We start from the raw sequence: 12,869 nt of genomic DNA, 5'->3' as shown, positions 1-12,869 counted from the left end.
AACGCTCATTGTGGCCGCGTGCATGTTCCACGCGGCGCGTAGCGACGTCGCGGCCCATCAACCAGGATTCCGCAAAGGGGTGTTGCCCAACGGCTCAGGCGACTGAGCACCGCCGCTGGAGCCTGAATTGAGCTCCGCCCCTGGAACGGTCCGTACGTTTCGCTCTCAACCCCGAAAAATGGGGCTTCGCGCCGATAGTTCGGATAACTGTGAATATCGGCGGTTAGAAACACACCCCTTGAAGTGAGATGGGGCTGAGCACGAGCTTAACTGTCGGAACCGCGTTGAAGTGGCACAACCCCGCTTTGCGTGCCACGCCTGGCATTGCTGACAGCATGTGTCACCCATGCTCGGTGGCCACGCCGTTGTGCGATTCAGCCAAAACTGTTCACTTGTCGTTTCCGTGCGTATTGGGTTCGGCAGAGGGTTGCGGTGGGTTTTCGTCAGCGTGTCGTACGCTGCAGCAGTGCGCCCAGGTGACTGCCGAAGACGATCGTTTTCGGCGGGAGATGGACCCCGGAGCCTAGACCGAGGAATACCCTGAATATTGTTCGCGATGCTGCGCGGGTACTCGCTGCGGGAGCCGCGTGGCTCGGATGGGTATCCCCGGTTCTCGGGACCGTCATGTATATGTGGGGCGGGGCGCCATTCCATACCGGCGCGGTGAGTGAGCTGCGGGCGCGCACGCCCGGGCCTGTCGTCAGGATCGTCGCCTGTGCGACGCGGTCGCAGAGCGCGGCGTCATCGGGTCCGGTCAGTGGTTGTGCCGGGCGTCCTGGGCTTCGGGGTCACGCATAGGAACGCCCCGTAAATTGAAAACTGTGCCACTCGCCCCAACGGTCAATGCAACTCGTCCCGGTGGTTCTTGCCGCAACCGTGCTTCTCTCCGTGCGGTCGGAGCCGCGCTGGCCGCGGTCTTCATCGTCGGCCTGAGCGCCTGCGCGCCCGATCCGGTCAGTGAATCGTTTCTCAGCGGAGAAAACACGGGCTTTGTCTCCGGCGACGGTGCGATCGTAGAGATCCCTGAGGCTGACCGTGGAGACCCTGTCGACTTCGGCGGCATCACAGAGACCGGCGAGAAGCTTGACAGCGCTGACCTTGCAGGCGAGGTTGTGGTCGTTAATTTCTGGTACGCCGGGTGTGCACCCTGCCGTGTCGAGGCGGCCGACTTGGAGAGCGTCTGGCAGGAATACAAAGGGAACGGCGTCTCGTTTGTCGGGATCAACACCCGTGATCAGGCCGATACCGCCGCCGCATTCGCCAACGAGTTCGGTGTCACCTATCCGAGCCTGATCGATGCCGACACGGCGGAGGCCAAGCTCGCCTTCGCCAAAGTCGTTCCGATCGCCGCCACCCCGACCACTCTGGTGCTCGACAAGCAGGGCCGTGTTGCCGCGCGCATTATCGGTCCGATCGAGGGTACCTCAATCCTGTCCACACTCGTCGAGGACGCCCTCGCGGAGTCGTCGTGACGATCTCGGCGACGCTATGAATCCCGAAGCGATCATCGGATCCGGCGCGCTCTGGCTCGCAATCCCTCTCGCCATGCTCGCCGGACTCGTGTCGTTCCTGTCCCCATGCGTGCTCCCTCTCGTCCCGGGCTACCTCGGCTTCCTCGGGGGAACGGCCGCTCCGCGAGGCGCTGCGTCTCGCGGAGCTCGCTCAACAACCGGGGATGCCGGATCGCCGTCGCGAGGACGGCTACTGTTCGGAGTGCTGCTGTTCATCTTCGGGTTCAGCATCGTCTTCGTGTTCATCACGGCACTCAGCGGCACGGTGGGCGTCTTCCTGCTGCAGTGGGGTGACCTGATCACACGGATCCTCGGTGTGATCATCATCATGATGGGGCTCGTGTTCCTCGGCTTCTTCGGCTTCGCCCAACGTGAGCTGCGCTTTCACATCGATTCCAAGTACGGCATTGTCGGTGCCCCGCTCCTGGGCATCGCGCTGGGCATTGGCTGGGCACCCTGCATGGGCCCGACCCTCGCCGCCATCGTGGCGATCTCTTTCAACGCCGGCGATCCCGTGCGTGCCAGCTTCCTCGGGCTCGCGTACTCCCTGGGCCTCGGTATCCCGTTCCTGCTCGTCGCTCTCGGATTCGGATGGGCGACGAAGACAATCGGGTTCCTCCGCCGACACATCCGCGTCGTGAACGCCATCGGCGGGGTGCTGCTCCTCGCGCTGGGCGCCTTGATGGTAAGCGGAATCTGGACCGACATCATGTCCCGGCTGACGGCGGTGATGGGCACCGTCATCCTTCCGCTCTAAGACTGGCGAGGCAGCGGACAGTGAAGCGGTGAGTTCCGAGGAGAGCCTCTCGATGGCCGCCGATGCCTGCAGCCCCGATCGGTTTGGTGCAGACGATGTCAACGGCGGGATCCTGCGGTTGCAGTCATCGGGGATCGACTGGCGACCCACAACGGTCGTGGCGCCACCGAGTAGGGAATGAGATGGAAGCTTGTTCGCGCATCGCCCGCGGGGTGGGGAGTGGGCAGCCCATTAGCGATTGGTCATCCACTGCTGTACAGTCAGTGTGTGCTGACTATTACTTCCCGTATCGACGTGATGAACCGGCTTGGCCGGGCGATGGCAGATCCCACGCGCTCACGGATCTTGATGACTCTGCTCGAAGGACCCAGTTATCCTGCAGTGCTTTCGCGGGACCTGGTCCTTACCCGTTCAAACGTTTCGAACCACCTGACATGCCTACGCGATTGTGGCATCGTGGTCGCCGAGCCTGAAGGTCGCCAGACCCGCTACGAGATCGCCGACCCGCATCTTGCAGCGGCCCTCGTCGCGCTCGTCGATGTGACGCTGGCTGTCGACGCGCATGCGCCGTGCGTGGATTCAGCGTGCATGGTGGCTGGTTGCTGCGCGACGGGAGTGGACGCGTGAGCGCGGCGTGCGGCTGCGAGCACGAGCCCTCTAGTACTGCTGACGAAGAATCCGACGCGGTCGAGCAGCCCTGGTGGCGAGACCGCGGGATCATGGTGCCTGTTTTCTCCGGCATAGCGTTCCTGGTCGGACTGATTCTCGAGTGGTCGGGTCAGGAGATCCCGGCGCTGGTACTGTTCTGGATCGGCCTACTGCTGGGTGCGTCGACGTTCACGCCCGGTGCGATTCGGAAGCTCTTCAAGGGCAAACTCGGCATCGGGCTGCTGATGACAATCAGCGCCATCGGAGCAGTCGTCCTCGGCTACGTGGAGGAGGCCGCGGCCCTGGCGTTCTTGTACTCCATCGCTGAGGCACTCGAGGACAAGGCGATGGACCGCGCCCGCGGCGGGCTGCGTGCACTGCTCAAGCTCGTACCGGAGACAGCGACCGTCTTGCAGGGCGGCACTGCCGTGCACGTCCAGGCGAGAGAGTTGATGGTCGGTCAGGTCATGGTTGTCCGACCGGGCGAGAGGATCGCGACCGACGGGATCGTCCGCTCCGGTCGCTCCAGCCTGGACACATCGGCTATCACTGGCGAATCGATCCCGGTCGAGGTCGAGCCCGGCGATGTGGTCTCGGCCGGCGCGATCAACAGTGTCGGTGCACTGGAGGTCGAGACAACTGCGGCCGGCAGCGACAACTCGCTCACCACGATCGTTGAGCTGGTGGAGAAGGCGCAGACGGAGAAGGGTGAGCGTGCTCGTCTAGCCGACAAGATCGCCCGACCGCTGGTGCCAGGCGTTCTGATCCTCGCGGCGCTCGTCGCGATCATCGGTTCGGTGCTGGGCGATCCTGAGGTGTGGATCACCCGCGCGCTTGTGGTACTCGTTGCGGCGTCTCCGTGTGCGCTCGCGATCTCGGTACCGCTGACGGTCGTCGCCGCGATCGGTGCGGCGAGCAAGTTCGGTGTAATCATCAAGTCCGGTGCTGTTTTCGAGCGCTTCGGTACGGTCCGCCACGTTGCCGTCGACAAGACCGGCACACTCACCCGCAACGAACCGGCAGTCACCGCCGTCCTCACCGCGAACGGCGTGACGGAGGCTCAGGCCCTGGCGTGGGCGGCAGCGTTAGAGCAGCACAGCACGCATCCTCTGGCTGCCGCGATCACCGCAGCGGCCCCGGGTACTCTGGCGGCTGCCGATGTGACCGAGCAGCCCGGGCACGGCATCGACGGCACCGTTGACGGATCGAGAATCACCGTCGGCAGCCCCCGCTGGCTGGACGCCGACGACCTGACGGACCGGGTGGCGGGGCTCGAGGAGCAGGGCATGACCGTCGTGATCGTGCACCGTGACGGGTCCCCGGTCGCCGCGATCGGCGTTCGCGACGAGCTGCGTCCCGAAGTCCCCGACGTGGTCCGGACGCTGACAAGACAGGGCATCGGCGTGACGATGCTCACCGGCGACAACACCCGCACCGCTCGTGCACTGGCTGCGCAGGCCGGCATCACTGACGTGCGAGCCGAGATGCGCCCCGAAGACAAGGCGGCCGCGATCGGTGAGCTGTCGAAGGCAGGGGCGGTCGCGATGATCGGCGACGGCATCAACGACGCTCCGGCCCTCGCTGGCGCGGACATCGGTATCGCGATGGGCGCGACCGGCTCCGACGCGGCGATCGAATCCGCGGACGTCGCGTTCACCGGCCATGATCTCCGCCTCATCCCACGGGCGTTCGATCACGCCCGCCGAGGGCGACGGATCATCAACCAGAACATCATCCTGTCGCTGCTGATCATCACGGCACTGCTCCCGCTCGCACTCTTCGGAGTGCTGGGGCTCGCGGCCGTCGTCCTGGTCCACGAGGTCGCGGAGGTCATCGTGATCCTCAACGGGCTGCGAGCCGCCCGCGCACACACTCCGCGGCTGGAAAGCTGATGCTCGCAACCATCGGATCAGCGATCGGCTTGTTCGCAGCGACCAACATCGACGACATCGTCGTGCTCACCGTGCTGTTCCTCGCCTCAAGCCGGGGGAAGCCCCGGCCCTGGCAGATCGTCGCTGGCCAGTACCTCGGGTTCATCGCCCTCGTCGTGATCAGCGTGATCGCCGCGCTCGGCCTCACGATCGTCCCGGACGAATGGGTCGGTTTCCTCGGCCTGATCCCGCTCGGCATCGGTATCTGGACGCTTGTCGCCGGCCTGCGCCGCAACGGCGATGACGATGACGACGACGCCAAGATCACCGCGGTTGGAATGTGGGGTGTTGCGGGGATCACGATTGCCAATGGGGCGGACAATATCTCTTTGTACACGCCGATCTTCCGCACCACCGCACCCGGCGACGTCGCCGTCATGATCGTCGTGTTCCTCGTTCTCGTCGCCGTCTGGTGCGCCGCTGGACGGCTGATCGGCACCAACAAGGCTGTCACTGAGGGGCTGGAACGCGTCGAGCACTGGCTCGTCCCGGCCGTGTTCATCGGTCTGGGTCTGTTCATCCTGATCGAATCCGGCGTCATCGTTCGTCTGATTGAGGTCCTCGCATGACGTCGCCCGAGGCAGAAGCTCGCCCGTCCGCTCCGCGGAAATTGTCGCCGGCACAGCGCTGGCAACTCACTGGCGGAGCGCTGCTGATCGCCGCGGTTGTTGTTCTGATCGATCAGGGAACGAAAATGTGGGCGGAAGCAAGCCTCACCGAACGCGAGCGCATCCCCCTGATCGGGCGGCCTGGCTGGTTGCAACTTGCTTACAACCCCGGAGCGGCATTCTCCTTCGGGGAGGGCTACACCTGGGTCTTCGCGCTACTCGCCGTCGCCGCCACCATCGCAGCGATCGTATTCGCACTCCGAGTTCAGCGCCCAGGTTGGGCGATCATCGTCGGCGCGCTCGGCGGAGCTGCAGCATCACACGCAGGCGATCGTCTCTTTCGGGGCCTGGATTCGCCCGCGGACATGTCGTGGACTTCCTCGCCTATGGGAACTGGTTCATCGGGAACATCGCCGACATCGTGATCTTCGCAGCGGCGATCGCGGCGCACTCCTAGTCTCGGCGACCTTCTGCGGCAGCGACTGGACCAGCCCTCCGACGCGCGTGACCTCCGCGGCTTTGGCCGCTTCGTTGCTTTTGACTCGTTGGAAATCGTCCCAACCGAGATAGGACGCCGCGTACGGGGCGGACACGCCGGAGGTGATGCCGAAGCTGGCGAGAGCAACGGCGCTGAGGGCGCGATGTCCGAGCGCCCCGCGCCGGCTGATGCGCAGCTTCCAGAAGGAGTCGCGTTCAGCGGGGGTGGGCGCGCACCCGCAGTCCTCGGATGATGCAGCTGCTTCGTTCGCGATGTGGGCGTTCACGCTTTCCCTTCTTTCAGTCGCATGGATAACGTGTTCGCGCGTCCATCGTCTCCTGGGGGGCTGCCGCTTCCGTGGCACCTCGCCACATGTGACTGATTCGCGCTGGGTATGGTCGGCGCGTAACTGCGTCGTCGCTGCGACCCGATGGCCGGGGTCCGTACATCAGTCATGGCGCTGATCCTTCTTTCGGCGCAACTGTCGTGCGACGAGAGCTGTGGCGATGACGCCAACTCCGACCACGCCTACGGCGATGATGAGGGGAATCGCGATGGCTGTGGTTTCGTCCTGGGGTGGGGATGTCGGTGCCGACGACGGCTCTGAGTTTTCCGTTTCACCGCTCGTTGTGGGGGTAGGCGACGGAGTCGACTTACCGGGTTGAGCGCGGGACTCTTCATTTCCGCATGCTGGTTTGTCCCACCCGAATTCGGGGTCCACGCCTGTCGGTGCGTAGGTGAACGTGTAGCTCTCGGAGATGGGGTGCCCATCGCTGGAGACCGCGTTCCAGAGGACGGTGTAGACACCAGGTTTTCCGAGTCTCACCGGAGTGGTGAGGACGTTGCGGTCGATAGTCGAGCACGCGCTCTCGTAGTACAGACCATCGGGGCCTTGGACCTGCGCGAAGCTGGCCTGGCTGAAGTCGATGAGCTCTCCGCTGAAGGTGAGGGCGACGGCGTCGAGCTGTGTCACCGTCTCTTCCGGCGCGGGTACCGCGTCGAGGAGGTTATCGTGCGCCATGGCCGCGGGTGCGGGGGCGACGATGATGCTCAAGGCAATCAGGGTCATGATGCTGCCGGCGAGCCAGGTCGGGCGTCGGGTCGAGGTCACCGCGATGCGTCCTTTCGGGAGGTGTGCGTGGGGAGGGTAACTGAGTTTGTGCGCTGGGGGCGCAGCACCGAGGCTGCGATCAGGGCCGCGAGCAAAGCCGCGATTCCGACGATGATGATTCCTCCGACGCGCTGGTCCTGGAGCGGGGTGGATCCCCAGCTCCGTCCCATGGCGCCGAACCACTCGGCGACGATGAGGTCTGTTCGGGTGATGGTGGCGATGCCGATGAACACCGTCGTCAGAGTCAGAGTGATGAGTGCGGTGAAGGTCCACCGCCGAGATCGCCCGGGAGCGGGCACGGCGCCATTGCGCCGGAAGAGCGAACTGACGAAGAGGCACCCGATAACGAGGAGGTGCGTGATCATCCATTCGCTTCCGAGTTGGTCGTAAAGCGACCATCGGAAGAGGTCCGAGTATGTGATCAGCCACATCGTGGCGGTGAACAGTATGGCGGTGATGATGGGGTTGAGCGCCAGCCGAATTGTTCGGCTGGCGGCAACCCACAGAAGCCATTCGAGAGCTCCGCGGCTGTCGTCGTCCCGAGGATGTATGACGGTGAGTGCGAGCACGAGGGGCGCAGCGGAAACGAGAAGTACCGGTATGACGAGGCCGAGAAGTGCGAAAGAGAGGAAACGCATACTGATCAGAGGTTCGTCGTACACAGCGAGCGGGCCACTGGTGGTCCACACGAGCGCGCCCATCCCGATCACCCAGCCGATGGTGCGCCGCATCGGCCAAGGCTGCCCGAGACGTCTCATGCGCTCCACCCCGGCAAGGTAGAAGAACACCGCGAAACCTCCCACAATCACCCACAGCAGATCAATGCTCCACGCCGTGAACCATCGCTCCGTCGTGAATTCTGGCGGGACTGGGGCGTCGGTGAGGATCTCCGCGGCCGTGGTCTGAGGAATCGTGATCGTGTCCGCGGGTGCGGCTGTTCGGGCAAGGGCCGCGGCGGCGCCGCTTGCGATACCCATGAATGCCAGCTCGACGCACACGAACATCCAGAAGGTGTTGCGGCCCTCGCCCGCTTTTGCGATGAGTCGACCGCGGTAGGCGGCTCCGAGGATGCCCATCACCACCAGCGCGAGGATCTTTGCGAGCAGGATCAGCCCATACGGCGTGACGAGGTCGTCCCATCGTCCGAGGGCAGTGAGCGCCCGGGCATACCCCGATACGGCGACGACGACGAAGGCGATGAGTGCCAACGTCGAGTACCGTCGGAGTATGTCCTCGAGGGTGGACGATGGAAGGCCCGGACGGATCACGATGAGCAATGTGAGCCCGCCGAGCCACACCGCCGCCGAAACGATATGCAGGGTGAGAGACATGACTGCCGCGTCGTGGTTGGCCAGTTCCCCGGAGTGCCCCTGAGTGGACATCGGAATCAGGCTGATGATCGCGAGCATCGTTGTGACGAGCACGGCACCGTAGCCGCGCACCGCGAATGCGAGCACGGTCACGACCGACGCGAAGATGGCGGTGATGAGCCAAGATCTTCCAAGCTCGGTGTCGAGGAGGAAACGGCCCAGTTGTGCGCCGAACTCTGCCTCCAGGCTCACCTTCGGGTTGAACGAGGACAGGAAGGTGAGGAAGGTGACCGTCCCGCTCGCGACGGTAAGAATTGCGGCACCCGCCGAGGCAAGATTGAGCGCGGTGAGGAAGGGCTTCGTGCCGGATGCGAGAGCGAACAGAGCGAACACGAGTGGTCCTACCATTGCAGCGCCAGAGAGGTTGACGAGTAGTTTCGCGACCGGGAGGCCCCAGCGAACCACCGCGCCGGGGTCGCTGGTCAGCCTCGGTGCAGCTCCTCCGCCGATCACCAGCCCGATGACGACGGCGACGATTGCAGAGACGACGAAAATCGTCAGCCCGGCGACGCGGAGAATAGGAGGCGTCACGGTGTCGCTCCCTCCGTCGAAGAGGTTTCTTCGTCAGGGTCTTTCGTGATCGGTTCTGTGCACGCATCGTTCTTCGGAAGCTGCTGAATCGCTCCGGCAAGTGCTTGGAGAACGGCGTCGGCCGACAACGTCGTCGTGTCCACATACACTTGCGCTGCGGGCTCCCGCCCGTAGGTCGTCAACCGTAGATTTGGTGTCTCCGCTTCGTCCACGATCCAATCGACGCCCCCCAAACTCACACATTGCAGCGTGGTGGGAGCCGGTGAGTCCAGCCCGCAGGTGAGCAGCACGCTGGTGGGACTTCCCCATGCGCCAGTGGCTTGCGCGTCCGTCCACACCCGCGCCTGATCACCGATAGAGTCGGGTAGCCGGGCCGTGACCTCCGCGCACAACGGATCGTTCGCTTTCGGAGCCGCCTCGAGATGCACGGTGGGAGCGCACCCGCTGAGCAGAAGCAGCGCGCCGAACGCCGCACCAAGCGAGAGCGATTTTGTCTTCACAGCGTGTTCCCTTCGTGAAAACGGAAATCCTCGCCCGCTCGCTGCTGACGAGTAGCGGTGGTGACGAGCAGCATCAATACGGTTCCCATGCTCAACGCCCACCCGATCCACGGCATAAGAACCACCGCTGGCGTGGTCCCGGTATAGAGGGGCACTTCGGTGACGTTTGCGCCTTGCGTGTTCACCGCGAGCTCTGCAAGTGGGGTCCCATCAGGGCGGATGACCTGGCTCGTGCCGGTCGTCGACACGTTCACGATGCTTCTTCCGGTTTCGATGGCGCGCATACGCGCAATAGCGAGCTGCTGGAGGTTCTCATCTGTGCCTCTGAAGTCGGCGTTGTTCGTCTGGAACACGTACAGTTGTGCGCCCTTCGCCGCGCTGTCCTCAATGACGTTGTCGTAGATGACGTCGAAACAGATCGCCAGACCGACGGGAACACCGCCGACGTTCACGAGGGGCGTGTTTGAGCCAGGCGTGTACTCGCGCTGAATGAGTCCGATGAGGTCAGGAGCGATGGCCTCGTAGAACCAACGGTCCGGGACGTATTCGCCGAAAGGCACGGGGTTGGCTTTGTCGTGGATCTGCTGCGGTCCGGCGCTCGTCCACAGGATCGACGTATTGAAAGTATCGTCGCCGCGCACGGTCGCCGCATTCACCAACACCGGAGCGCCGGCGTCTGCTACGAGTCGGTCAAGCCGGTCGGTGACGTCTGCATCCTGGAAAGGATCCGCGTCGACTGCGCCTTCTGGCCAGACGAGAAGATCCATCCCCCGACCGAGGAGAGGAGCTGTCGCCCCTTCCTGAGCCCGCATGATGTCGCCGGGTGCTTTGGTGTCGAAGTAGCCGCTTGGTCCGTTTCCTTGCACCCATCCGACACGTATGGCACCTGCCTGCGTAGTGGGGAACAGGGGGGCGAGCGCGGTGGCAGTGAGAGCGAGAACTGCGACTGCTCCCGGTCGCCGTCGTCGATGAGCGAGTGCGTCCAAGCTGCTCGCGCAGATGAGGACCGTCAGGAAGGAGAGCCCGGTAGTTCCCACCCAGGAGGCGGCTTCCGCGAACGGGCTTTGAGTAAGGGTGAATCCGATCCGCGCCCAGGGGAACCCCGTGTAAGGGAAAGTTCCCATCACGGTTTCGCGCAGCACCCACACGCCTGCGATGAGCGCAGGCGTGATCATGGAATATCCGCACCGCGAGCGGCTGGTCATCACCCTATATGCGAGCGCAATCAGCATCCCACCGGCACCAAAGAGCAGCGATTCCAGTCCGGCCAACGCCACCCAGGGGATGGGGCCGAGAAATCGTGAGACCCAGACGAGGTGGGTGAAATAGAACGCGGCCCCGTAGACGAGGGCAACCAAGAACGCCGCGGGTAGCGAACGCCCGCGCAGTGTCCACAGGCCGATCGTCACACTCGCAAAGGCCACGGGCCACCAGCCGAGCTCCGGGTACGCAAGATCCAGCGCGGCGCCGGCGATAGCGGACGCGACTATCGCAACGGGCAACGGTACTGCCGTCGACATGGTGCGTGGATCGAACCCGATGTGACGACTACACCTCCTGCGGGAGGCGATTGGGCGCCTCACGACTGCATCAACGTTGAGGGTCATCAGAGTTCAGTTTGCTGAGGTAGGAGTTATACGCGTCGAGCTCTGAGTTCCCATGCAGATCGACGTACCGGTCTGCAGCAGCAGCAGCGGCCGTGTCGCTGCGGAACCAGCGGTGCATCACGTACACCAGCATCAGCACCGTGGGCGCTTCGCCATACGACCAAGCCAGCGCGCCGGCAAGCTGTTGATCTTCGAGGGGGTCGACGCCCAGGGCCTCCGTGGGTGCGACGAACGAACCGACCAGGATCGTGCTGGCCATCATGAGAAACACTCCGAAAAACGCGTGGAGTGCGGCTTCGGCGAACACATCGAGTGCCCGCGCTCCGTGACCCAACCTCACCGGGAGTGGATCCGAAGACAGGATCGGAATGGTGAACAGCACGCCGGCGAGGAGGAACGCCAACTCGAGCATGACGTGGCCGGCAGGCAGGGCGAGGATGACGTCCGCCGAGCCCGCGAGGTAGAGGCCGTAGAAGGCGAACAGGTAGAGGGGAACCGTGCACCACGGGCTGAGCAACCACCTGGCGGCGCGACTCCGAAGACCGGTATGCGCTGCCGTGAGGATCATCCGGCCGGCTCCACGGTGCGGTGTCGCTCGGAGGAGAAGAGTGCCCGGCGAGCCCAGAACCAGCAACGGCGGCACCGTCATCATCAGGGTCAGCTGCTGGAACATGAACACAGAGACAAGGACTTCTCCGTACGCCTCTACCCCAAGGCCAGTGACTGCCGCCAGGAGAACACATCCGAGAAGAAAGCTGACGGTCCGCCAGACGGACCAGCGCCGACCATGCATCCATAGGCGGACCGCTCCGACGAGATAGAGGGCCGCAAGGACTCCGGCGATGACGGGCAACACAGGAATGGTCAGATCCGCCGGCGCGAGCAAGGACTGCAGCGTTGGCGGAGTGTCGGGGATCGCGCCGCTCACAAGCATGGTGTTGACGCGAGGTTCCCGCAGATCATTTCCGGATCACCTTGATCGTCGCCCCCGCCGCCAGGAAGACCACAGCGGCGACGGGCTGAGCTATCTCCCACACGACACCGGAGAAGGGGAAGGGCATCACCGGATTCCAGAGCACAGCCACCGCGACGAAGATCGGTACCCACCACCAATGACGGGCCTGCACGGCGAACCATGCGATGATCAGCCCGAAAATCGACGCAACAAACAGGACGAGTGGCGCCCAGCCCGCCTGGACGAGCAAAGGCGCGAGAAACAGGATGGCGGCAGCGACGAGGCTGGGGGCGAGAGCATTGCGCTGATAGGTGGAGGGAACACGTTGTTTGGGGCTCATGGGCGGGCCATCTCTTCGGCTGGTGCGGGATCTGTGGATTCGGGGCGAGAAGGCGAGGAGTGTCGGCGACTGGCGCGCAGACCCGCGATCACAAGGAACACGGCGCCGATACCCAGGGCGACATCGGCCAGATTTCCGATGAAGAGGTTTCCGTAGGCGAGGAAGTCGGTGACGTGTCCGATTCCGAACGACGGGGGAGAGAAGAGGCGATCGATGAGGTTGCCGATCGCGCCTCCCACGATGAAACCGAAGCCGACTGCTGACCATGCGTTTTGGGTTCGCGTAGCGGCTCCCACGAGCAGAGTGGTCGCGATGACGCCGACGACAGTGATGACCCAGGTCGCATCTTCGCCCAACGAGAAGATCGCCCCCGGGTTGAACGCCAATTGAAGACCGAGCCAATCGCCGACCAGGGGTATGCGCTGATCCTGGCTCAATGAGCTCAGAGCGAGGGCCTTGGTTCCCTGATCGACCAAAGTGACGATCGCGGCGATGATCAACACCACGGCGAACCTTCGTGCC

The 12,869-nt window shown here is 64.0% G+C and carries 13 protein-coding genes; 6 read left to right on the top strand and 7 right to left on the bottom strand.

Going from position 1 to position 12,869, the window contains the following annotated elements; translation table 11 throughout:
• Positions 1-905 precede the first annotated feature (905 nt).
• The 6 genes from AB0E56_RS17800 to AB0E56_RS17775 all read left to right on the top strand — a co-directional run bounded on the left by AB0E56_RS17800 (position 906) and on the right by AB0E56_RS17775 (position 5,880).
• Positions 906-1,472 (top strand): TlpA disulfide reductase family protein, encoded by a 567-nt coding sequence (locus tag AB0E56_RS17800; RefSeq protein WP_105950738.1) that lies wholly within the window; start codon positions 906-908, stop codon positions 1,470-1,472.
• 16 nt (positions 1,473-1,488) lie between these two features.
• Positions 1,489-2,268: a cytochrome c biogenesis CcdA family protein gene (locus AB0E56_RS17795; RefSeq protein ID WP_029266247.1), complete on the top strand. Its 780-nt coding sequence runs from the start codon at positions 1,489-1,491 to the stop codon at positions 2,266-2,268.
• Positions 2,269-2,535: 267 nt separating this feature from the next.
• Positions 2,536-2,895 (top strand): metalloregulator ArsR/SmtB family transcription factor, encoded by a 360-nt coding sequence (locus AB0E56_RS17790; protein ID WP_081859720.1) that lies wholly within the window; start codon positions 2,536-2,538, stop codon positions 2,893-2,895.
• Positions 2,892-4,808 (top strand): cation-translocating P-type ATPase, encoded by a 1,917-nt coding sequence (locus AB0E56_RS17785; protein WP_062635479.1) that lies wholly within the window; start codon positions 2,892-2,894, stop codon positions 4,806-4,808. The genes AB0E56_RS17790 and AB0E56_RS17785 overlap by 4 nt, the downstream gene beginning before the upstream one ends.
• Positions 4,808-5,416 carry a cadmium resistance transporter gene (locus AB0E56_RS17780; protein ID WP_029266243.1) on the top strand — a complete coding sequence of 203 codons (609 nt, stop codon included), beginning with the start codon at positions 4,808-4,810 and terminating at the stop codon, positions 5,414-5,416. Before AB0E56_RS17785 ends, AB0E56_RS17780 begins: the two co-directional genes overlap by 1 nt.
• Entirely contained in the window at positions 5,413-5,880 is a 468-nt protein-coding gene (locus AB0E56_RS17775) for a signal peptidase II (RefSeq protein ID WP_231868230.1), read from the top strand. Before AB0E56_RS17780 ends, AB0E56_RS17775 begins: the two co-directional genes overlap by 4 nt.
• 501 nt (positions 5,881-6,381) lie before the next feature.
• Here AB0E56_RS17775 and AB0E56_RS17770 read toward each other — a convergent pair.
• From AB0E56_RS17770 to AB0E56_RS17740, 7 genes are all read right to left on the bottom strand, one after another.
• Positions 6,382-7,044: a copper resistance CopC family protein gene (locus AB0E56_RS17770; RefSeq protein ID WP_051667920.1), complete on the bottom strand. Its 663-nt coding sequence runs from the start codon at positions 7,042-7,044 to the stop codon at positions 6,382-6,384.
• The gene (locus tag AB0E56_RS17765; protein WP_136025419.1) at positions 7,041-8,867 is read right to left on the bottom strand and encodes a cytochrome c oxidase assembly protein; all 1,827 of its coding nucleotides are present in this window, start codon (positions 8,865-8,867) and stop codon (positions 7,041-7,043) included. The genes AB0E56_RS17770 and AB0E56_RS17765 overlap by 4 nt, the downstream gene beginning before the upstream one ends.
• 74 nt (positions 8,868-8,941) lie before the next feature.
• Entirely contained in the window at positions 8,942-9,445 is a 504-nt protein-coding gene (locus AB0E56_RS17760; protein WP_036331304.1) for a DUF3515 family protein, read from the bottom strand.
• Positions 9,442-10,965: an apolipoprotein N-acyltransferase gene (gene lnt / locus AB0E56_RS17755; RefSeq protein ID WP_051667918.1), complete on the bottom strand. Its 1,524-nt coding sequence runs from the start codon at positions 10,963-10,965 to the stop codon at positions 9,442-9,444. The genes AB0E56_RS17760 and lnt overlap by 4 nt, the downstream gene beginning before the upstream one ends.
• Before the next feature lie 70 nt (positions 10,966-11,035).
• Positions 11,036-11,986, bottom strand: coding sequence for a cytochrome c oxidase assembly protein (locus AB0E56_RS17750; protein WP_029266234.1), 951 nt, complete (start codon positions 11,984-11,986; stop codon positions 11,036-11,038).
• Between the two features lie 25 nt (positions 11,987-12,011).
• Positions 12,012-12,347, bottom strand: a complete 336-nt coding sequence (locus AB0E56_RS17745) for a DUF6804 family protein (RefSeq protein ID WP_029266233.1) — start codon at positions 12,345-12,347, stop codon at positions 12,012-12,014.
• Entirely contained in the window at positions 12,344-12,853 is a 510-nt protein-coding gene (locus AB0E56_RS17740; RefSeq protein WP_231868231.1) for a signal peptidase II, read from the bottom strand. Before AB0E56_RS17740 ends, AB0E56_RS17745 begins: the two co-directional genes overlap by 4 nt.
• Positions 12,854-12,869: the final 16 nt, after the last annotated feature.

This window comes from Microbacterium sp. NPDC028030 (assembly GCF_040637855.1).
In the GTDB taxonomy this organism is placed as follows: Bacteria; Actinomycetota; Actinomycetes; order Actinomycetales; family Microbacteriaceae; genus Microbacterium.
The sequence above is the reverse complement of the archived record's forward strand: the minus strand, read 5'-3'. Positions and strand labels throughout refer to the sequence as shown.

Excerpts from the sequence above, each read along its gene's own strand:
- AB0E56_RS17795 (WP_029266247.1), top strand. The coding sequence starts at position 1,489 with ATGAATCCCGAAGCGATCATCGGATCCGGCGCGCTCTGGCTCGCAATC.
- AB0E56_RS17745 (WP_029266233.1), bottom strand. The coding sequence starts at position 12,347 with ATGAGCCCCAAACAACGTGTTCCCTCCACCTATCAGCGCAATGCTCTC.
- AB0E56_RS17775 (WP_231868230.1), top strand. The coding sequence starts at position 5,413 with ATGACGTCGCCCGAGGCAGAAGCTCGCCCGTCCGCTCCGCGGAAATTG.
- lnt (WP_051667918.1), bottom strand. The coding sequence starts at position 10,965 with ATGTCGACGGCAGTACCGTTGCCCGTTGCGATAGTCGCGTCCGCTATC.
- AB0E56_RS17780 (WP_029266243.1), top strand. The coding sequence starts at position 4,808 with ATGCTCGCAACCATCGGATCAGCGATCGGCTTGTTCGCAGCGACCAAC.
- AB0E56_RS17750 (WP_029266234.1), bottom strand. The coding sequence starts at position 11,986 with ATGCTTGTGAGCGGCGCGATCCCCGACACTCCGCCAACGCTGCAGTCC.